The sequence below is a fragment of the Kribbella sp. NPDC000426 genome, from assembly GCF_040300265.1.
Taxonomy (GTDB): domain Bacteria; phylum Actinomycetota; class Actinomycetes; order Propionibacteriales; family Kribbellaceae; genus Kribbella.
Map to the genome: position 1 here is coordinate 160,556 of NZ_JBEPDK010000003.1, position 18,837 is coordinate 179,392.

20 protein-coding genes and 1 riboswitch are annotated in these 18,837 nt (G+C 67.3%); of the genes, 11 read left to right on the forward strand and 9 right to left on the reverse strand.

Annotated elements, in window-relative coordinates; translation table 11 throughout:
* Positions 1-114 precede the first annotated feature (114 nt).
* Complete coding sequence (locus tag ABT313_RS14590) at positions 115-2,277, forward strand: MMPL family transporter (RefSeq protein ID WP_350852616.1); 2,163 nt, start codon at positions 115-117, stop codon at positions 2,275-2,277.
* A gap of 296 nt (positions 2,278-2,573) precedes the next feature.
* A complete protein-coding gene (locus ABT313_RS14595) occupies positions 2,574-3,209 on the forward strand; it encodes a hypothetical protein (RefSeq protein ID WP_350852619.1) in 636 nt (211 codons plus the stop codon).
* Here the strand turns inward: ABT313_RS14595 and ABT313_RS14600 are convergent.
* Entirely contained in the window at positions 3,193-3,930 is a 738-nt protein-coding gene (locus tag ABT313_RS14600) for a phosphotransferase family protein (RefSeq protein ID WP_350852622.1), read from the reverse strand. The two genes, ABT313_RS14595 and ABT313_RS14600, sit on opposite strands and share 17 nt — an antisense overlap.
* 452 nt (positions 3,931-4,382) lie before the next feature.
* Here ABT313_RS14600 and ABT313_RS14605 point away from each other — a divergent pair, with 452 nt between their 5' ends.
* The gene (locus ABT313_RS14605; protein ID WP_350852625.1) at positions 4,383-5,390 is read left to right on the forward strand and encodes a hypothetical protein; all 1,008 of its coding nucleotides are present in this window, start codon (positions 4,383-4,385) and stop codon (positions 5,388-5,390) included.
* A complete protein-coding gene (locus tag ABT313_RS14610) occupies positions 5,387-6,604 on the forward strand; it encodes a hypothetical protein (RefSeq protein ID WP_350852628.1) in 1,218 nt (405 codons plus the stop codon). Before ABT313_RS14605 ends, ABT313_RS14610 begins: the two co-directional genes overlap by 4 nt.
* Here ABT313_RS14610 and ABT313_RS14615 read toward each other — a convergent pair.
* The 5 genes from ABT313_RS14615 to ABT313_RS14635 all read right to left on the reverse strand — a co-directional run bounded on the left by ABT313_RS14615 (position 6,551) and on the right by ABT313_RS14635 (position 10,683).
* Positions 6,551-7,027 (reverse strand): GNAT family N-acetyltransferase, encoded by a 477-nt coding sequence (locus ABT313_RS14615; RefSeq protein ID WP_350852630.1) that lies wholly within the window; start codon positions 7,025-7,027, stop codon positions 6,551-6,553. The genes ABT313_RS14610 and ABT313_RS14615 overlap by 54 nt on opposite strands.
* 88 nt (positions 7,028-7,115) lie before the next feature.
* A complete protein-coding gene (locus ABT313_RS14620; RefSeq protein ID WP_350852633.1) occupies positions 7,116-7,454 on the reverse strand; it encodes a hypothetical protein in 339 nt (112 codons plus the stop codon).
* 12 nt (positions 7,455-7,466) lie between these two features.
* Positions 7,467-8,537 carry a serine hydrolase domain-containing protein gene (locus ABT313_RS14625; protein WP_350852636.1) on the reverse strand — a complete coding sequence of 357 codons (1,071 nt, stop codon included), beginning with the start codon at positions 8,535-8,537 and terminating at the stop codon, positions 7,467-7,469.
* A 78-nt stretch (positions 8,538-8,615) separates the two neighbouring features.
* Positions 8,616-9,218 carry a tyrosine-protein phosphatase gene (locus tag ABT313_RS14630; RefSeq protein ID WP_350852639.1) on the reverse strand — a complete coding sequence of 201 codons (603 nt, stop codon included), beginning with the start codon at positions 9,216-9,218 and terminating at the stop codon, positions 8,616-8,618.
* 40 nt (positions 9,219-9,258) lie between these two features.
* A complete protein-coding gene (locus ABT313_RS14635; protein WP_350852642.1) occupies positions 9,259-10,683 on the reverse strand; it encodes an MFS transporter in 1,425 nt (474 codons plus the stop codon).
* Positions 10,684-10,775: 92 nt separating this feature from the next.
* Here ABT313_RS14635 and ABT313_RS14640 point away from each other — a divergent pair, with 92 nt between their 5' ends.
* Together ABT313_RS14640 and ABT313_RS14645 are read left to right on the forward strand one after the other, a co-directional pair.
* Positions 10,776-11,438 carry a TetR/AcrR family transcriptional regulator gene (locus ABT313_RS14640; protein ID WP_350852645.1) on the forward strand — a complete coding sequence of 221 codons (663 nt, stop codon included), beginning with the start codon at positions 10,776-10,778 and terminating at the stop codon, positions 11,436-11,438.
* 80 nt (positions 11,439-11,518) lie between these two features.
* Positions 11,519-11,704 carry a YegP family protein gene (locus tag ABT313_RS14645; protein ID WP_350852648.1) on the forward strand — a complete coding sequence of 62 codons (186 nt, stop codon included), beginning with the start codon at positions 11,519-11,521 and terminating at the stop codon, positions 11,702-11,704.
* A gap of 62 nt (positions 11,705-11,766) precedes the next feature.
* Here the strand turns inward: ABT313_RS14645 and ABT313_RS14650 are convergent, their stop codons facing one another.
* The gene (locus ABT313_RS14650; protein ID WP_350852651.1) at positions 11,767-12,129 is read right to left on the reverse strand and encodes a YciI family protein; all 363 of its coding nucleotides are present in this window, start codon (positions 12,127-12,129) and stop codon (positions 11,767-11,769) included.
* A 100-nt stretch (positions 12,130-12,229) separates the two neighbouring features.
* Between ABT313_RS14650 and ABT313_RS14655 the strand changes: the two genes are divergently transcribed.
* Both ABT313_RS14655 and ABT313_RS14660 read left to right on the forward strand, forming a co-directional pair.
* Entirely contained in the window at positions 12,230-13,183 is a 954-nt protein-coding gene (locus ABT313_RS14655) for a pyridoxal-phosphate dependent enzyme (protein WP_350852654.1), read from the forward strand.
* A 299-nt stretch (positions 13,184-13,482) separates the two neighbouring features.
* A riboswitch (cyclic di-AMP (ydaO/yuaA leader) is annotated at positions 13,483-13,650 on the forward strand.
* Positions 13,650-14,495 carry a C40 family peptidase gene (locus tag ABT313_RS14660; RefSeq protein WP_350852657.1) on the forward strand — a complete coding sequence of 282 codons (846 nt, stop codon included), beginning with the start codon at positions 13,650-13,652 and terminating at the stop codon, positions 14,493-14,495. Its footprint overlaps the riboswitch before it by 1 nt.
* A 134-nt stretch (positions 14,496-14,629) precedes the next feature.
* On the opposite strand, the gene ABT313_RS14665 is transcribed toward ABT313_RS14660, so the two are convergent.
* Both ABT313_RS14665 and ABT313_RS14670 read right to left on the reverse strand, forming a co-directional pair.
* Positions 14,630-15,286 (reverse strand): response regulator, encoded by a 657-nt coding sequence (locus ABT313_RS14665; protein WP_350852660.1) that lies wholly within the window; start codon positions 15,284-15,286, stop codon positions 14,630-14,632.
* Positions 15,283-16,476 (reverse strand): sensor histidine kinase, encoded by a 1,194-nt coding sequence (locus ABT313_RS14670; RefSeq protein ID WP_350852663.1) that lies wholly within the window; start codon positions 16,474-16,476, stop codon positions 15,283-15,285. The genes ABT313_RS14665 and ABT313_RS14670 overlap by 4 nt, the downstream gene beginning before the upstream one ends.
* A 143-nt stretch (positions 16,477-16,619) precedes the next feature.
* On the opposite strand from ABT313_RS14670, the gene ABT313_RS14675 reads away from it, so the two are divergent.
* The 3 genes from ABT313_RS14675 to ABT313_RS14685 all read left to right on the forward strand — a co-directional run bounded on the left by ABT313_RS14675 (position 16,620) and on the right by ABT313_RS14685 (position 18,726).
* The gene (locus tag ABT313_RS14675) at positions 16,620-17,504 is read left to right on the forward strand and encodes an ABC transporter ATP-binding protein (protein ID WP_350852666.1); all 885 of its coding nucleotides are present in this window, start codon (positions 16,620-16,622) and stop codon (positions 17,502-17,504) included.
* A gap of 32 nt (positions 17,505-17,536) precedes the next feature.
* Positions 17,537-18,346: an ABC transporter permease gene (locus tag ABT313_RS14680; RefSeq protein WP_350852668.1), complete on the forward strand. Its 810-nt coding sequence runs from the start codon at positions 17,537-17,539 to the stop codon at positions 18,344-18,346.
* A gap of 194 nt (positions 18,347-18,540) precedes the next feature.
* Positions 18,541-18,726 (forward strand): DUF3073 domain-containing protein, encoded by a 186-nt coding sequence (locus ABT313_RS14685; RefSeq protein WP_130387089.1) that lies wholly within the window; start codon positions 18,541-18,543, stop codon positions 18,724-18,726.
* Positions 18,727-18,837: the final 111 nt, after the last annotated feature.

The following is an 18,837-nucleotide window of genomic DNA, read 5'->3' on the forward strand; positions in this document are numbered from 1 at the left end:
AAAGTACGGGACGCGACCTGGCTGTTCGGCCGACGGAAGTCCGGCTCATCGCCCGAGGTGGCAGCCGCCTGTTCGGCCGCACGCTGAACCCAACTCTCGCCGAAGGGATCCATGATGAGGTCGAATCTGTACAGACTGGGCCGGTACGCCGCACGTCGCCCCTGGGTGGTGATCGGGGCGTGGCTGGTTGTCGCAGCGCTCGTGATCGCGGCATCCGGCGCCTTCGGCAAGAAACTCGAGGACTCGTTCGGGGCGCCCGGCGTGGATTCGCAAGCCGCCACCGACCTGCTGTCGGCTGCCGGAGCGGATCAGGCCGGGCTCACGGCGCAGGTAGTCGTCACTCCGCGCGACTCGACGTCGACGCTCAACTCGCCTGACCTGCGAACCGCTCTGACCCGGATTCAATCGGCTGCGGCGTCGTTGCCGCACGTGCTGAGGGCCGGCGATCCCGTCATTTCGCCGGACGGTCGCGTCGGGCTCATCCGGCTGCAGTACCCGGTACTCGAGAAGCTCGAGCCGAGCGACCTCGAGCAGCTCAAGACCCTGGCGGCGGTCGACTCGCCGCTGCGGATCGAGCTGGGCGGGGATCTCTTCTACGCGTTCGAGCAAGGCCAGGCCGGTCTCGGTGAAGCGGTCGGGTTGATCGCGGCGGTGGTGATCCTGCTGCTCGCGTTCGGATCGATCATCGCGATGGGCCTGCCGATCGGGATGGCGGTGTTCGGGCTCGCGCTCGCGGTCAGTTCACTGTCCCTGGTCACGTATCTCATCGACCTGCCCAGTTGGGCGCCCGTGCTCGGCAGCATGATCGGGCTCGGAGTGGGCATCGACTACGCGCTGATCATCGTCACGCGGCATCGGGAGTATCTGTCCCGGGGAATGTCGGTCGCGGAGTCGGTCGGGAGTGCGGTCGCGACTGCCGGACAGGCTGTGCTCTTCGCCGGCGGCACGGTCGTGATCGCGATTCTCGGGCTGGTGGTGGCCGGCGTACCGTTCGTCACCGCGGGTGGGATTGCGGTCTCGCTGATCGTGCTGACCATGGTGCTCGCCTCCATCACCTTGCTGCCGGCGTTCCTGGGTCTGGCCGGCCACTGGATCAATCGCATTCGGGTACGTCGGGTGCGGCCGTCGCCTGGTTCGGGTTGGCAGCGGTGGGCCGGGCACGTGTCCAAGCACGCCGCCGCGTACGCCGTCAGCGCCACCGTGCTGCTGCTGGCGCTGGCCGCACCCGTGCTCGCACTCCGCGTCGGCACACCCGATGACGGCGCACTTCCCGTGCAACGCACCGAGCGCCGGGCGTACGACCTGGTCGCCGCGGGATTCGGTGCCGGTAGCAACGGTCCGCTAGTGGTCGCCGTCGACATCTCGCGCGATCCGGGCGTCGTACAGCCCCTGTTCGACGCCGTGCGCGCCGATCAGGGCATCGCATCGGTCGCACCTCCTGCGGTGAACACCGCGGCCGGCGTCGCGACGCTGATCGCCGTACCGACGACTGGACCGCAGGACGACGCCACGATGACGACCGTCAAGCGGCTGCGCGCGGAGGTCTTTCCTTCGGTACTGCGGAACAGTCCGGCGAAGGCTCATGTCGGTGGTCAGACGGCGACCCTCGCAGATGTGGGGGCGCGGGTCAACGATCGGCTGCCGTGGTTCATCGGGGCCGTGATCCTGTTGTCCGTCGTGCTGCTCACCGTGGTCTTCCGGTCGGTCGTCGTACCGCTGAAGGCCGCGCTGATGAACCTGCTCAGCATCGGCGCGTCCTTCGGCGTCATCGTGATGATCTTCCAGTGGGGCTGGGCCGCGGACCTGATCGGGCTGGACTCGACCATTCCGATCCTTCCGTTCATCCCGATGTTCATGTTCGCCGTGGTGTTCGGGCTCTCGATGGATTACGAGGTCTTCCTCCTCACCCGGATCCGCGAGGAGTACGTGCGTACCCAGGACAACACCGCCTCGACCATCCACGGCATCACCACCACCGGCCGCGTGATCACGTCGGCAGCGCTGATCATGATCACGGTCTTCGTCAGCTTCTCCCTTGCCGACGACCCAACGGCCAAGATGTTCGGCCTGGGCCTGGCCACCGCGGTCCTGGTCGACGCGACGGTCGTCCGGCTGATTCTCGTACCGGCCCTGATGAAGCTGCTGGGCGACGCGAACTGGTGGACACCGGCTTGGCTCAACCACCGGTCGCCCTGGACAAAGGCGCGGCATGCCGATCCCGGAACCGCTGTCGAACTGGCAGGCGAACCAGGCTCGGACATGTCATTGCAGAGATGACAGGATCGACCCATCGTCACGGTGAGGGCTCCTCTGCAACAAGTCCGGTGAACTCTTCAGCGGGTTTGGGCATCCCATGGATGTTTGCAGGACGGTGATGAGGGGAGATCGTGGTGCTTCCGGGTCCGGTGCGGGATTTGTGTGAGCGGTATCTGGTGTTGGTTGAGCAGGAGTTGCCGGCGGGGTTGGTTACTGGGGTTTATCTGCGTGGTGGGGTGGCGTTCGGGGAGTGGGCGGCGCTGCAGTCTGATGTTGACTTTGTGGCCACGGTTGCTCATCGGCCGGAGGCGGATGAGGTGGAGGCTTTGCGGGGCGTGCACGCTCTGATGGCGGAGTACTCGGCTATTCACTTTGACGGGCCGTACTTGCTGGCCTCTGACCTCGCGAGTGATCCGCGGACCGTGCCGCCGGTGCCGGAGATGCTGAATACCGGGACGGTCGAGGTGCTTGCGTCGCCGTCGTGGATTGTTGCCTGGCATGAGTTGGCGCGGAGTGGGGTCACAATCGCCGGACCGGAGCTGTCCACACTCGACATCTGGACTGACGAGAAGGCGCTGCATGAGTACACCGTCGACAACCTCGACACGTACTGGCGCCGCAACGCAGAGGGCCTGACCCGGGCAACGCCTGCGGACCTGCCGGCGGATGAGCGCGAGCGCGACTACCTCCTGTCGCACTGCATCGTCGGCTCCGTGCGCCTGCACCATCTCCTCGTCACTGGCGACATGACCGCGAAGTCCCGCGCCGCCCGCTGGGCACTGACGTACTACGACAACCGCTGGCACCGAGTACTGACCGAGGGCCTGCGTCTCCGCGAAGGCACCGGCCCTTCGACGTACGACGACCAGACCGAACTACTCGCCGACACCCGCGACCTCCTGGCGTACGTCGTGGAGACCGGCACCGGCAAGCCCGTCACATCGCGGCTCTGAGGACGTCGAATTCGCAGCCTGGGGAGTTGGGGTCGAAGCCGTGTTCGACGAGCCAGCGGGAGGCGGAGAGGCTTCGGAGGGACCACCAGCCGCGGATTACGTCGACGTCTACGTCGGTGCCGTAGCCGGCCAGGAGGCCGGGCAGGCATTCCTCATGGCCGAGGGTGAGGATGGCCAGGTCGTACAGGGGGTCGCCTTGGCTTGCCTCGGACCAGTCGATGATGCCGGTGACCTTGTCGTCCTGGACGAAGATGTGCGTGATCTGCAGGTCTCCGTGGATGAAGGCCGGGGTCCATGGGCGGAGTGCGGCCCCGGCGACTTCGCGGTTCCGTTTGACCAGGTCGGCGGGAAGGGTGCCGCTCGAGATCAGCCAGTCGCATTCGTTGTCGAGGCGCTCGATGATCTTGTCGAGGTTCGGGCCGGGCCATGGCGGCAGCGGCGCCTCGTGCAGCGTCCGTACGGCGGCACCCGCCGCAGCCCAGGCGGCCGGCGAAGCGGGCGACGGCTCACCGAGTACGCCGAGCGCAAACCCCGGAACGACAGCGAGGGCAAGCACAGGCGGCTTGCGCCACAGGATCTCTGGGGTGGGGACGGGCGCGAGGGCCATCGCCTCGACCTCGACGTCGATATTCGCCTGATCGGCGTCGATCTTCAGGAACACGTCACCGACCCGCAGCGTCGCTCGTTCGCTATGGGCTACGACAACCTTGACCTCGTCCACGCGCGCCATCCTTGCGGGTAAGACCACCTGCGTCACTGGAATATCGGGGGTCGACAGCTGAGACGACCCTCGGAGGTGGCGTATTTCGGCGTATTGTGCGAGTTCAGTTGGATTCAGGTCGACTTCGGTACTACGGTAGAGCGATGGTGTACTGCGGCTAGCTGAACACGGATCGTGAGCAGGGAAACGCAGGGAGTCGACGAAGCTGAGCGGCGCAGGCAGCGAAGGATCTTCGGTGCGGAGTTCAGATGAAGTCAGTGGAGTCGGGTAGAGCGGGTATAGGATCAGCCGGTCCGTGGCACCCGTAGTTGGCTGAGCAGATTTCGGGAGTGACAGTGGCCCCCTCACCAGAGGCCGTACGACTCGCCCGGAGGCTTCGTGAGCTCCGCGAGTCGCAGCGACTGACCCAGAAAGATCTTTCGCTTGCGCTCAGCTCCGACACACGTGTCGCGGTGGCAACGATCAGTTCGTGGGAGTCACAGGGCAACCCGAAACTGCCGCCGGAAGAACGTCTGCGTTCGTATGCGCTGCTTTTCGCGAAGTCCGTCGTACCAGTGGCCACGCGGGTGCCGCGTGAGCAAGATCTGAGCGCAGCGGAGCGAGAGCGCTTCAACGCTCTTCATCGTGAGCTGGTCGGGCTGCGGGACGGCGTTCGCCAACAAGCGACCTCGTCGGCCCTCGGCGGCTCTTACACCTTCGACTTCGAGTCCGGTCCGATCACGCTGGTCTGCCCTGAAGCTCCAGCGGAGGGACGCTCTCCGCTTGCGGAAGAGGACAACCCGAACTACACCCGGTTGTATAAGTACGCCGACCTCGACGCGTTGATTGAAATGTGGGGCCATGTGCGCGCCTCCAACCCCGAGCTCCGCACACGGCACGTAGTTCCTTCCGAGGTGAGCGCAGACAACCTGTCAGGCCACCTCATCCTGCTCGGCGGCATCGCCTGGAACCAGGTCACCGGCCGTCTGCTACGAGTGCTCGACCAACTGCCGATCCGGCAGATGTCCGTCGCGGACCTGGCCGATGGCGAGATCTTCCGATCACGCGACGGCCGCGAGTACCGGCCCATGTGGGAAGAGCTCAAGGACGCCACCCATGACGCGCCGACAAAAGCTGAGCTGGAGGCATTCCAGGCGCAGGACGCCTGGAAAGATGACACTCCGCGGGAATTGGTCGAAGACGTCGCCCTCCTGGCCCGGCTGCGCAATCCGTTCAACCACAGCCGGACGATCACCATCTGCAATGGCGTCTACAGCCGCGGTGTCCTGGGCTCGGTACGCACGCTCACCGACGATGCTGTCCGCGAACGCAACGAGGCCTTCCTGGCTAACAGGTTCCCGGGCGGAATCTTTGGTCTGCTCCTGCGCGTCCCAGTGATCAACGGCGAAGCCGTCACCCCTGACTTGGAAATCCCGGAGAACCGCCTCTACGAGTGGTCCCCCGAGGAGGAGGACGAATGAGCCGTCAGCTCACGCACGGCCAGTCCCACGCGTCGCTGCTGCGTGATGTCTCCGCCGCTGTGGCGCCAGTAGCGCGCAGCCGGCTGGACGCGATCGTTGTGCCGGCGGCCCGGCCGGCATCAGCCCTGCAAGATGTCATCACGCTTTCTGCCACCCTGTCCGTGCCGCTGGTCATCCTGTGCAGCCGGCAGGCACAGGTCGGACAGGTCGTGCGTCGGGTGGAGCGGACGTTCGGCGCCAGAGCCCTGGTCGTCGATGTGCCCGAGAACTACAAACTTCCGTACGACGCCCCGCTGACGTCAGGCCCCGAGTTCAAGATGGCGTCGGCCGGCCGCTCCAGCGACCTCAGCGCCAAGCGGAACATCGGCTTGCTGCTCGGCCGGATGCGGGGCTGGAACAAGATCCTGTTCGTCGATGACGACATCAGCCAGTTCAACCCGTGGGATGTCGAGCGCCTGTCCGGGACTCTCGACCGGCATCCGGTCGCTTCGATGGTCAGCAGACAGTTCCCTGACAACTCGGTGGTCTGTCACGCGCGACGGCTGGCCGGCTTCAAGCAGGACGTGTTCGTCAGCGGAGCGGCGCTGGGCGTCAATCTCCAGCAGCCGGGTTTGTCGTTCTTCGCCGATGTCTACAACGAGGACTGGTTCTTCTTCGCGCGGCACGCGGCCGAGCGGTCGTTGCCGAGGATCGGCGAGGTCCGGCAGGCGAAGTACGCACCGTTCGCGGATCCGGGACGGGCGGATCGCGAGGAGTTCGGCGACATACTGGCAGAGGGCCTGTATGCGCTCTTCGAAAGCACACCTCGGTGGACATTCAAGGAGCAACTGGCGGCCGCTACCCGCAAGAGTCTGTGGCGAGAGTTCATCGAGATCCGGTTGGAGACAATCGAAGAGACGATTGCTGCGCTGTCCCAGGCCCAACTGTCAGCGAATCCGGTCGAATACCTGAGGATGCTCGACGCCCACGAATCGCTCCGAGTCGCAGAGAAGCGGGCCTCGAGCATCACGCCTGACCTGTGCGTCGACTTCATCCAGAAATGGCAAGAGGACGAGTTGCAGTGGGAGCAGGTGCTGTGGCGCTACACCTCGGAGCTCTCTGATCGCGACGCATTGGCTGAGCTCGGGCTTCAGACCTGGGCCTCTTGTGGGTACGGCGTATCAGCGCGCATCGAAGCGCAGACGAATCTCCAGCCGACCGGAACCGTCGGCTAGCGGCTGCCACTCGCCCGTTGGGGTGAAGCCGAGGCGTTCGTAGACCTCACGGGCGACGGAGTTCGTGTCCAGCACCCAAACTCGCCACTCGGTGACTTCCGGCTCGACCTCGGTGAGATGGCCGAAGATTGATCGCAGGATTCCGGTACGCCGGTGTCGTGGATCGACCCAGACCGATTCGACGTGGCGTTCGTACGGCGGTCGGCCGTCGACGCGGACCGAGCTGGCCAGGCCGATCACCCGTGTCTGGTGACTAGCGACGATCCAGCGCATCCGGGCGAAGCGTTCTCGCCATTCGGGCTCGCCGACTGCCAGCTCGTCCTCGTACTCCGAGATGTACGCCGACGGCGAATCCTTGAGCGCCCGGAGGCGGACTTCCCGGGCGATGGTCCAGTCGTCGGCATCGAGCGTGGCGAGTTCCAAGGTCCCGGTCCCCCTCGGTCGACGGCAGCAACGCATCCATCCCAGTCTCGCCGTTTCGCCCGAGGGCCAAACCGATTGCCGGACAATCTCACATTCCCAGGGCATCTCCCGGGAAGCTCCGGGTGGGGTGGATCCGGTAGCTGAACACGCCCGCGCGCACCCCCGGATCGTCGTCCATGAGCCGCCGTACGTCGTCCGCGGTCCCCGGGAAGATGCCGATACCGCAGAGCGGGGAATCGTCCCGGATCGGGCAGACGACGTTCAGCAGACCGTCCGCGCGGAGCTCGAAATTTCGCCGGCCGTGTTCCCAGATGATCGCGTCGGCCCCGTCGGCGCCGTACTGCGGTCCTTCCTCGAGGAGTACGACCGTGTACTCGCGGGTCGTGCTCATCGCTGCGCGCATCTGGTCGTCCGTGAACCGAGTCATGCAGTCAACGTGTCACGAGCAGAACGCCTTGTCGAGGAAGGCGTCGACGGTGGCGTCCGGGTTGGTCGGCAGGTGCGGCGTGACGGCAACGGTTGCCTGCCGGCGGGGGTCGGCCGTGGAGAACGAGTAGGCCTGGTAGGCGAGGGCATCGCCGTCGTTGCCGTAGACACGGATTCGGCAGTCGGTGTCGTGCCAGGAGAGACCGAGGCCGTACGTCCCGCCCTCGGTTCCCGGTGTCTTCATCGCCTGCAGCAGCCGCGGCGGGAGCAGATGCCCGCCGAGCAGGGCCGAGAAGAAGCGGTTGAGGTCGTGGGTCGTCGAGATGATGTCGCCGCCGGCGCCGAACAGGGTCGGGTTCATCTCGGTCCAGTCGAGCTGCCCGCCGTCCTTGGGTACGTATCCCTGCGGATGTGGTCCCGGGATACGCGTCGACGTCCGCGGCATCGTCGTACCGTGCAGTCCGAGCGGGCGGATGATGCGGCGCTCGATCTCGTCGGAGTACGTCCGGCCGGTGACCTTCTTGATGATCTCGCCGACGAGCAGGTAGTTGGTGTTGGAGTAGTCGAACTGCGAACCCGGCTTGTCGAACACCGGCGGATTCGCCAGCGCGCGCTCGATCTGCTCGCTCGCGGTCCAGGTCCGGAACCGAAGCGCGTAGAAGTCCTCGCTCGGCGGCATCGGCAACGTGTTCTTGTAGTCGTACAAACCGCTGGTGTGGTTGAGCAATTGCCGCACCGTGATGTTCTCGCCGTTCGGTACGACGCCCGGCAACCAACGCTCGACCGAATCGTCGAGCCGGATGCGCCCTTCGGCGACCAATTGCAGTACGACGGTGGCGACGAACGTCTTCGTGATACTGCCGGCCCGGAACCGCCCGTCCACCGGAACCTTCCGCGAGGTCCCCAGCTCAGCGACGCCACTACTCCCACGCCAGACCTGCGCCCCGTTCCGCACCTCGGCCAGCGCGCCGATCGACGCCACCCCGTCGAGGCTCTTCTGCAGATCGCCACCTCTTGAAGGCGAAGCCGGCACCACCGCCGTCATCGCGGCAGTCACCAACGCAACCATTCCCTGCACCAGCATCCCGATCTCCTCTTGTCCGTCCGAGCCTCCAACCCTTCCCGGCACGGACAGCACAAACATCGGGGATCGCCCGGGGAATCACCCCGTCAGCCGACCTATCAATCCATCCAGTTGCTCAGTGGTAGCCCCGGACTTCAGCAGGTACGCAGCCGTTCCGCCGTACTGCGTGTGCACGTGATCAAGCAGCCGGACCATGATGTCCGCCGGGTCCCCGGAAGCTTCGTAGTCGGCGGCAACCACTTCACGTGGCAACCCGACCAGATCGAGAATCAACGCGACGATGACCCCGGTCCGGTCCTTGCCCGCATGGCAGCTCACCACCACACACCCCGCAGGCGCCTCCGCAATCGCCACAACCGCCGAGGCAACCCGCTCGGCGTAGTCGTCGACCATGATCCGGTACTGCTCGAACAACCCCGCCTCCGACACGTCCGGATCCGCCGGGTCCCACAGCGGCATGACCCGCACTCGCGGATCGTCGGTCAACGGGGACCGGAACGTCTCGGCCTCCCAGAAACTCCGCAGATCCACGAAGCGGCTGATCTGAGCAGCCTCGACGGCAGCAAGGCCGGCGGCGGACAGCTGGTCGAGATTGTCGCTGCGGATCAGTCGACCCGGCTGGATCGGACCGCCGCCCAGATCCCTTACATTGCTGCAGTCCGGCCAGGTCAAGGGTTGCATGGCAACCACAGTAACCTGGCCGGATGTTGCCTCAAGCAACTTATGCCGCGGCAGTCGCCTCGGCGAGCTGCTCGGACGTCGGCTGCAGCTGCGGCGTCGCCAGGGTCAGCAGGACGTTGGCGACGGCGAAGGCAGCAGCTGCCAGTAGGCCGCGCTCGTACCCTGACTGCAGCGCTTGCAGCTGGCTGGCGCCATGGGTCAGCTCGCTGGTCGTGTGGCTGATGGACAGGGTGGTGACGATCGCCAGACCCAGCGCGCCGCCTACCTGGTACATCGCGTTGACCACACCGGAGGCTGCGCCGGCCTCAGCCGGCCGCACCTCGGAGACCGCGTTGATCTGACCCGGTACGCCGACACCGATGATGCCGAAGCCGAAGATGATCAGACCGGGCAGCAGTTGCGAGCTATAGCTACCGGTGACGTCCGCCTGCGAGAGGAGCAGCAGACCGATGACGCTCAGGACCGCACCGGCGAGCTGGACGGTCCGAGTGCCGAGTCGCTGCACCAACTGGGACGCCAGTACCGCACCGACGATCGCCGCGCCGCCCATCGGCAGGAAGTGAATGCCGGCCTCGAGTGCACTGTCACCACGCACCTGCTGCAGGTAGATAGCAGTCAGGAAGAACATCGACAGGAACCCAGCACCGTTCAGCGCCAGCGTCGCACCGGACACACTCAGCGCCCGCGACCGGAACAGCCGCAGCGGCACCAGCGGAGCAGCGGACCGCGACTCCACCACGACGAACGCCACCAGCAGGAGCACACCGGCAGTCAGTACGCCGACAACCTCGAACGACCCCCACCCAGACGGCTCGGACCGCACCACGCCGTACACGACCGACATCAGACCGGCCGTGCCGAGCACGGCGCCGAGGGTGTCGAACGTACGGCGACCCGTCGAGTGCCGCAGGTCCGGGACGAAGACCGGGATCAGGGCGATCAGTGCGATCACGATCGGCACATTCACGAAGAAGACCCACTGCCAGCTGAGGGAGTCGACGAGTACGCCGCCCGCGACCACGCCGAGCGTGCCGCCGAGACCGGCGAGACCACCCCAGACGCCCATCGCGATGTTGCGCTCACGCCCGTGCGCGAAGGTCATGGTCAGGATGGCCAGCGCCGCAGGTGACAGCAGCGCTCCGCCGAGGCCCTGGACCGCACGGGCGCCGATCAGGAACTCCGGGGAGTTGGAAAGGCCGGCGACGAGGCTGGTCGCGCCGAACAGGACGAGGCCCGCGGTGAACACGCGGCGCGGACCGAGCAGGTCGGCCATCCGCCCGCCCAGGAGCAGGAAGCCGCCGAAGAGCAGTGTGTACGCGTTGATGACCCACTGCAGGGAGTCGGCGGAGAAGTTCAGGTCCGCCTGGATGTGGGGCAACGCGACGTTCACGATCGTCACGTCGAGCACCACGATGAACTGCGCCAGAGCCAGCACCGCCAGGGTGGCCCAAGGACTGCGTCGCATTGCCGTACCTCACTCGGTTGAGAGTCTACGCTGTATGTATACGCCGTAAGCTTACGGAGTAGACACTAGGTCTACGGTGTAGACTTGTCAACGTGATTACCAAGGAGACCTCCCGCCGCCTCGATCCGGAGAAGGTCGTCGACAGCGCGCTGGCCATCGCCGACGACGAAGGACCGGCCGCGGTCTCGTTCCGGAAGCTGGCCGCGCAGCACGACGTCACGCCGATGGCGCTGTACCGGCACTTCAAGGACAAGGACGACCTGCTGGCCGCGATCGGGGACCGCATCCTGGCCGACGTCGTACTGCCGGTGCCGAACGGCGAGCGCTGGGACAAGCAGCTCCACACGCTGCTCGGCGCGTTCGTGACCGCGCTCCGCGGGCACCCCCGGCTGGCGGACCTGACGCTGCCGCGGATCCTGATCACCGAGCCCGGCCTGGCACTGGCCGAGCGGGCGCTCGAGCTGCTCGTCGAGGGCGGATTCACCGTCGACGACGCGGCCGAGGTCGGCCGGCAGGCGATCTGCTCACTGATCTCCTTGGTGACCACAGACCCGATCGCCCGCGAGGTCAGCGACCCCGAGGCCCGCGAGGCGTCCCTGCGGCGCAAGCGGGCATCCCTCGGGGCCCTGTCCCCCGAGCGCTACCCGATGATCACGTCCGCCGCCGGCGCCCTGATCTGCCCGGAGTCCCGGGACCGGTACTACGAGATCGGCCTCGACCTGGTCGTGGCAGGCATCCGCGGCATCCGCGAGTAGGGGGTGTCTGGCGCCCCACACGCGTCCGAGAGGACTACGCTCCGAGACGGAGCGATACCACTCTCTATGGAGGTACATCGATGGCGGGGAAGTTCGAGCTGTACAAGGACAAGTCCGGCGAGTTCAGGTTTCGCCTGAAGGCCGGTAACGGCGAGGTCATCGCGACCAGCAGCGAGAGCTACACGACCAAGGCCGCGGCACAGAACGGGATCGACTCGGTCAAGCGGAACGCGGGCGACGCGAACGTCGACGACCAGACCGACTGAAACGTCAACAAAACAAGGGGGTTCTCCACAGTCTGAGGAGAACCCCCTTCGTTGTGATGCGGTCAGAGACCGTCCGCGAACTCGACCCCGCGAACCTCGACACCGAGCCCCTCGATCCCCGCGTCCGGGATCATCGCGGCCAGCTCCAGCGCGCGCTCCCGGGACGCCACGTCCACCAGGTAGAAGCCGCCGAGGAACTCCTTCGACTCCACGAACGGCCCGTCGGTCACCGCCGGGAGACCGCCCCGGACTGTGACGACCGCGGACTGCGCCGGCTGCTCCAGCGCGACCGTGCTGTGGAACTCGCCCGACGCCTTGATCGTGTCCATGAACTTCTGGTGTCCGGACCCGATGGCCTGCTGCTCGGCCTCGGGCAGCGCGGCCAGCACATCGGGGTTGATGTTCAGAACCAGTAGGTACTTCACGGTTTCTCCTTCACCCGCGGCCCCCGGAATGGGTGCCTCTCGTCCATCAGTACGGAGCGGGTCGGCGCACTTTGACATCGCCCGCGGATAACGTCGGATCGTGCTGAGTCTCACAGATGTCCGGGCCGCCGCTGAGCGCCTGAAGGGTGTCGCCCACCGTACGCCGGTCCTCACGTCGCGAACGCTCGACGAGCGGGTCGGGGCGGAGGTGTTCCTGAAGGCGGAGAACTTCCAGCGGATCGGCGCTTTCAAGTTCCGGGGCGCGTACAACGCGATCAGCCGGCTCACCGCGGAGCAGCTCGAGGCGGGCGTCGCGGCATACTCCTCGGGTAATCACGCGCAGGCGGTCGCGCTGGCGGCCCGGCTCGCCGGGACGAGCGCGGTGATCCTGATGCCGGAGGACGCGCCGCCGACGAAGGTCGCCGCCACCCGCGGGTACGGCGCCGAGGTGGTCACGTACGACCGCTACACCCAGGATCGGGCCGCCCTGGCGCACGAGCTGGCGACCGAACGCGGGCGCACGCTGATCCCGCCGTACGACAACTACGACGTGATGGCCGGGCAGGGGACCGTCGCGGTCGAGTTGCTCGAAGAGGTCGGGCATCTGGGCGCCCTGCTGGTTCCGGTCGGTGGCGGCGGGCTGATGGCCGGCTGTGCGACCGCGGCGACGCTGATGTGCCCCGGGATCCGGATGATCGGGGTCGAACCGGCGGCCGGCGACGACCACGCCCGCTCGCTGGCCGCGGGCGAGCGGGTCGAGATCGCCGTACCGCGGACGATCGCGGACGGGCAGGCGATCTCGACGCCGGGCGAGCTGACGTTCGCGGTGAACCGGCGGCTGGTCGAGTCGTTCGAGCTGGTCAGCGACGAGGAGATCGTGGCGGCGATGGCGTTCGCGTTCGAGCGGCTGAAGATCGTGCTGGAGCCGAGCGGGGCGAGCGCGCTGGCCGCGTTGCTGGCCGGACGGATCCACGGGATGCCGGAGCGCGTCGGAGTGGTGCTGTCCGGCGGGAACGTGGGGCTGGAGCGGTTCCGCGAGCTGCTCGAAAAATAGCTGAATTCGCAAGGATTTTAGGGTGCCCTGACCACCCTCTGTGCCCGTTGTCACAGAAAGCGACCATTGATTGTGACCGAGGTCACACCGAAGCCCTCATTTGCCGCCTGAGCCCCGCTCAGACGCGCTCAGGACACCTGGTGTTCATCCAGGCTCCCTGATCCGTCAGATGCCCTCTCAGGGGCATTCGGGAGGGTCTTTGTGGATCTGAGGGTTTGCGTCGTGATCGTTCTGTTATACAGTCGTCGGCGGTTCGGTAAACAACACGAACCGCACGTGGGTCAACGCCGAGCCCTGCCAGGGCCCATGTGCTCCCCTCGAAAACCATGGCAGGGGTGGGGGACCCAGGAAGTTGGGTCTCGACCGTGAGTGGTCGAAACCCTGGGGTGAAGTCCGCGGGAGCGGACCGGGCTATGAATCCCAGCCCGAACCCGACAGCTAACTTCACAGGCGTCGGGAGACAACCATGCCCGTCACTGCCCGACGGACGTCGCTTTCGCGCGCCGTCAGCCAGCTTTCCAGTACCGACCGGCCTACCGGCCGGACCCTGGCGAAGCACCGTAGGACCAGCAAGCCCGCGACGCCCCGCGCCGCAGCCGCCGTTCTGTCGGTCGGCCTCGCTGTTGGCGGTGGAGCCGCCCTCAGCCTCACCACCACCCCGGCGACCGCCTCCGCGGCCACCATGACCGCTGCCCAGCAGCGCGGCCACATGAGCATCCCGAGCCGGCCGTTGCTCCGGTTCCGTGACTCCGGCCCGACCGTCAAGTACGTCCAGCGCGCCCTGCACCTGGGGCCGGACGGCTACTTCGGCACCAGCACCGTCCGGGTGCTGAAGAAGTTCCAGGCGTCCTGGGGCCTCAAGGCCACCGGCTACATGGACAAGAACACCTGGGGCCGGCTGACGTGGGCCGCCAAGCACAAGGTGCTCTACGGCAAGGCCGGCGCGAGCTCCGGCACCACCACCTTCCGGGCCAAGGTGCTGCGGGAGGCGGCCAAGCTCAAGGGCACGCCGTACCGCTACGGCGGCACGACCACCCGCGGCTTCGACTGCTCCGGCTACACCGGCTACGTGTACAAGAAGGCCGGTCACAAGCTGCCGCGCACGTCGCGCCAGCAGTACAGCGCGACCAAGCACATCAGCCGCAAGGCCGCCAAGCCGGGTGACCTCGTGTTCTTCCGCAACGGTGGCGGCGGTGTGTACCACGTCGGCATCTACGCCGGCGGGAACATGCTGTGGCACGCCTCGAAGCCGGGTCGCCCGGTCGCCAAGGCGAAGATCTGGACCAGCAGCGTGGCCTTCGGCCGCATCTGAGTCCTGACCGGCGGCGCCCTTCCCCCCATCGGGTGCCGCTGGTCGTCAGCGTCCTATCCCCCCAGGCACGCTGGCCATGAAACCGGCCGGGCCGTCGATCCCCCACCCCTCCGACGGCCGGGCCGGTTTCCTATTCAGTCGTCCAGCAGGCCGGCTTCGTAGGCGAGGATCGCGACCTGGACGCGGTTCGTCGCGTCGAGTTTCACCAGGGCGCGGGAGACGTGCGCCTTCACGGTGGCCTCGCTCATGAAGAGCTTCCGGCCGATGTCGGCGTTCTGCAGGCCGCGGCCGACCTCGATCAGCACCTCGCGTTCGCGTTCGGTGAGCTTGCTGATCCGCTCGCGCGCCACCCGCCGCCGGTCCGTCCGCGGGTCCCCGGCGAAGTGCCCGATCAGCCGCCGCGTCACCGCCGGCGAGAGCATCGCATCCCCGGCCGCGACGACCTTGATCGCCTGCACCAGCTCGCGCGGCGGCGTGTCCTTGAGCAGGAACCCGCTGGCCCCGGCCTGCAGGGCACGGAACACGTAGTCGTCCAGGTCGAACGTCGTCAGTACGACGATCTTCGGCGGATCCGGCAGCGCCTGCACCTCCCGGGTCGCGGCCAGCCCGTCCAGCCGTGGCATCCGGATGTCCATCAGTACGACGTCCGGCTGATGCTCCTTCACCATCGCCGCGGCGTCCGCACCGTCCTCGGCCTCGGCGACCACCTCGAGCTCGTCGTCCGACTCGAGGATCATCTTCAGCCCGGCCCGGACCAGCGCCTCGTCGTCCACGATCAGCAGCCGCGTCATCGCTCCCCTTCGTCCACGAATACAGGCTCGGCATCTTGTTTACGGTCGTCCCACGGCAGCCAGGCTTCGACCCGCCAGCCGCCTTCGAGCGTCGGCCCGGTCGTCAACCGGCCGCCGACCAACTGCACCCGCTCGCGCAAGCCGACCAGGCCCGCACCGGCGCCAGGAAGCAGTGAACCAGCAGCCACCGGCCGTACGTTCGTCACCCTCACCGTCACGCCCTCGCCCCGAGCACCATGGACCCACACTTCGGTCGCGGCGCCGCGCGCGTGCTTGTGCACATTGGTCAGCGACTCCTGCACCAGCCGATAGACGGTCCGGCCGACCGAATCCGGTACGTCGTCGGGCAGCGCAACGTCGTACCCGACCGTCACACCCGCGTTGCGCGAGGCCTCGATCAGCCGCTCGAGATCCGCGGCCTGCGGCACGGGCGCCAGGTCGGCACCGGCGACGCTGACGTCGGACCGCAGTACGCCGAGGACCTCGCGCAGGTCCTCCATGGCCTGCCGGGCGGTCTCGCGGATGAGCTTGGCCGAGCCTTCGACCTTGTCAGGGCCGACCGCCGGGTTCACCTCGAGACCGCCGGCATGCAGCGCGATCAACGAGACCTTGTGCGCGAGTACGTCGTGCATCTCCTGCGCGATCCGGGATCGCTCGCCGAGCCGGGCCTGCTCGCTGCGCAGCTCGCGCTCGGCCTCGGCGCGCTCGGCCCGGTCCCGCAGCGACGCCATCAGGTCGCGGCGAGCACCGACGTACGCACCGATCGCGATCCAGGTCCCGACCAGGAACGGGCCGGTGAAGATCGGGACCCAGATCGACCCCTTGCCACCGCCCCAGGTGTTCAGTACGTAGGCGGCGTACGACGCGAGACCGAGGATCGCCAGGGCCAGGTCGCGGCGACGGATCGACAGCGTCAGCAGGGCCAGCCCCATCGGGACGAAGATCCCGCCGGTCAGCATCGCCACCACGGCGATCGCGGTGACCGTCACAGGGAACCGCCGGCGCCAGAGCAGCGCGACCGAGGCGAAGATGCCGGCACCGAGGACGTACCAGTCCTTGGGGCTCCAGCCGCCTCCGCCGGACGCGGCCTGCGCGACTATCGAGAGCAGGCTGAAGGCGACGTACAAGAAGTCGCGCACGCGCGGGGCATGCCTGACCCACCAGGCGTACCACCGGCGCAACCGTCGCATTCCGTCACTGTAGTTCTACGGTCGACGCGATCACGTCCCCCTTCCGGGTGGGGTTCGGGGCCGTCGCCGACAACTTTCGTAGGGGGTGGCCGCAGCCGCTCGTCCGATGTGCGAACGGGGTCGCCGGCGGTTGACTCGATGTCATGATCACCGTCGAGAACCTGACCAAGCGCTACGGCAGCACCACGGCTGTCCAGGACGTGTCGTTCACCGTGCAGCCCGGCAGCATCACCGGCTTCCTCGGCCCGAACGGCGCCGGCAAGTCGACCACGCTGCGGATGCTCACCGGCCTGACGCCGCCGACCTCCGGCACCGCCACCATCACCGGCAAGCGGTACGCCGACCTGCCGAACCCCGGCCGGGTCGTCGGAGTCATGCTGGACGCCGCCGCGCAGCACCCGGGCCGCACCGGCCGCGAGACGCTGCTGCTGAACGCGAGCCTGCTCGGGGTGCCTAAGGCGCGCACCGACGAGATGCTCGAGGCGGTCGGACTCAGCCACGCCGCGAAGCGCCGCGTCGGTCAGTACTCGCTCGGGATGCGGCAGCGGCTCGGCATCGCGGCCGCGCTGCTCGGCGACCCCGCCGTACTGATCCTCGACGAGCCCGCCAACGGGATGGACCCGGAGGGCATCCGGTGGATGCGCGGGCTGCTGCAGGACTTCGCCGCCCGTGGCGGCACTGTGATCCTGTCCAGCCACCTGCTCGGTGAGGTGCAGGCGACCGTCGACCGGCTGGTCGTCATCGGCGGCGGCAGGATCGTCGCCGACGGCTCGCTGGACGAACTGCTCGCGGGGAGCGGCACTCTGGTCCGCGGCCTCGACCCGATCGGCCTGAACCAGGCCCTGACCGCGGCCGGCCTGAACCTCGAGCCGCTCGCCGACGGCGCGCTGCGCGTCGACGCCACTGCCGAGCAGGTCGGGCGAGCCGCCGCCGCTGCCGGTCAGATCCTGATCGAACTCCGCCAGAGCGACGGCGCCGGCCTGGAGGAGCTGTTCTTCCAGCTGACCGCAGCGCCCGTCGCCGCTTGATCACACCTACTTCTCTTCAGGAGCTCATCGCTATGACCACCGTGACCGAAGACGTCCCGACCACCGCACCGGCCAAGCACCGGGCCGAGGTAGCGACCGCGCTGCCGCCCGCCCGCGGCCAGTCATTTCTGAAACTAGTTGCAATCGAACTACGCAAATCCGTCAACACCCGCAGCGGCCGGGTCTTGATCGCCGCGATCCTGCTGATCGCCGTGGCCGCGCTGACCTGGCAGATGACCCATCTGCCGCGGGGTGCAGCAGGATTCGACGGCTTCCTCGGGGCCGCATCCACCGGCGTGATGCTGTTGCTCCCGGTGATCGGCGTGATGGCGATGACGTCGGAGTGGACGCAGCGGACCGCGCTGACCACGTTCACGCTGTCGCCGCGCCGGGTCCGGGTGCAGCTGGCCAAGTTCGTCTCGGCTGTCGTACTGAGCGCGGTCGTGATGACCGTTGTCGTCGCGCTGGCGCTCGCCAGCACTGCGCTGGCCGGCGGGGTCACCGACCACGCTGCGTCGTACGCCGGACTGGGCGGCCAACTGGCCGGCGCCTACCTGACTGTGGCGCTGAATGTCGTGATGGGCGCCGCGTTCGGTGCGGTCATCCCGCAGACAGCGGTCGCGATCCTGGCGTTCTTCATCGCGCCGACCGCGTGGTCGCTGGCCGGGCCGGCGCTGTTCAAGGACAACGCCAACTACCTGGACGTGTTCGGCGCACTCGGCCGGATCGCGGAGCGGGATCTGCACGGGATGGTGCCCGAGACGCTGACCGCGGTCGGGGTCTGGATCGTCCTTCCGACCATCGTCGGACTGTGGGCTAGCTCACGTCGCGAAGTGAAGTAACGGGGCCGGACGCGGTGGGGTGGGCCGGTTTGAGGGGACCGGTCCACCCCATCGATGCTGTGATCGGACCTCTGGGCGGGGGCGGTGCGTGTGTCGATCCCGCGCTCCGGGTATCCTTGAACCACGATTACTGACGACTGATCCGTGGGCGCCACGCAGCGTACCCGGTTGACTTGTGCGAGGGGGTCGACGCTATGGGGCGCGGCCGTGCAAAGGCCAAGCAGACGAAGGTCGCACGCGACCTGAAGTACCGCACCTGGGACACCGACTTGGACCAGCTCAAGCGTGAGCTGTCCGGTGACCAGGGTGGCGACCGTTCTGCGAACGGCGAGAACGACGGCGACGGAGACGACGCCGACGACTACCACCCCCGTCGGTAAGCAACATCAGCCCGGCTGAGCTGCTCAGGCGCCCTTCGGGGTGACTGAGCAGTTCACCGTGCGTCCGACGAGAACCACCACACCAGCACCACCTGTGGCGGATCAGCGGTC

Bases quoted from the DNA above. Each gene is read 5' to 3' on its own strand.
- ABT313_RS14665 (WP_350852660.1), bottom strand. From the start codon at position 15,286: ATGACGCGGCTGCTGATCGTGGACGACGAGGCGCTGGTCCGGGCCGGG.
- ABT313_RS14590 (WP_350852616.1), top strand. From the start codon at position 115: ATGAGGTCGAATCTGTACAGACTGGGCCGGTACGCCGCACGTCGCCCC.
- ABT313_RS14630 (WP_350852639.1), bottom strand. From the start codon at position 9,218: ATGCAACCCTTGACCTGGCCGGACTGCAGCAATGTAAGGGATCTGGGC.
- ABT313_RS14670 (WP_350852663.1), bottom strand. From the start codon at position 16,476: ATGCGACGGTTGCGCCGGTGGTACGCCTGGTGGGTCAGGCATGCCCCG.
- ABT313_RS14675 (WP_350852666.1), top strand. From the start codon at position 16,620: ATGATCACCGTCGAGAACCTGACCAAGCGCTACGGCAGCACCACGGCT.
- ABT313_RS14685 (WP_130387089.1), top strand. From the start codon at position 18,541: ATGGGGCGCGGCCGTGCAAAGGCCAAGCAGACGAAGGTCGCACGCGAC.
- ABT313_RS14620 (WP_350852633.1), bottom strand. From the start codon at position 7,454: ATGACTCGGTTCACGGACGACCAGATGCGCGCAGCGATGAGCACGACC.
- ABT313_RS14610 (WP_350852628.1), top strand. From the start codon at position 5,387: ATGAGCCGTCAGCTCACGCACGGCCAGTCCCACGCGTCGCTGCTGCGT.
- ABT313_RS14660 (WP_350852657.1), top strand. From the start codon at position 13,650: ATGCCCGTCACTGCCCGACGGACGTCGCTTTCGCGCGCCGTCAGCCAG.
- ABT313_RS14635 (WP_350852642.1), bottom strand. From the start codon at position 10,683: ATGCGACGCAGTCCTTGGGCCACCCTGGCGGTGCTGGCTCTGGCGCAG.
- ABT313_RS14625 (WP_350852636.1), bottom strand. From the start codon at position 8,537: ATGCTGGTGCAGGGAATGGTTGCGTTGGTGACTGCCGCGATGACGGCG.
- ABT313_RS14645 (WP_350852648.1), top strand. From the start codon at position 11,519: ATGGCGGGGAAGTTCGAGCTGTACAAGGACAAGTCCGGCGAGTTCAGG.
- ABT313_RS14680 (WP_350852668.1), top strand. From the start codon at position 17,537: ATGACCACCGTGACCGAAGACGTCCCGACCACCGCACCGGCCAAGCAC.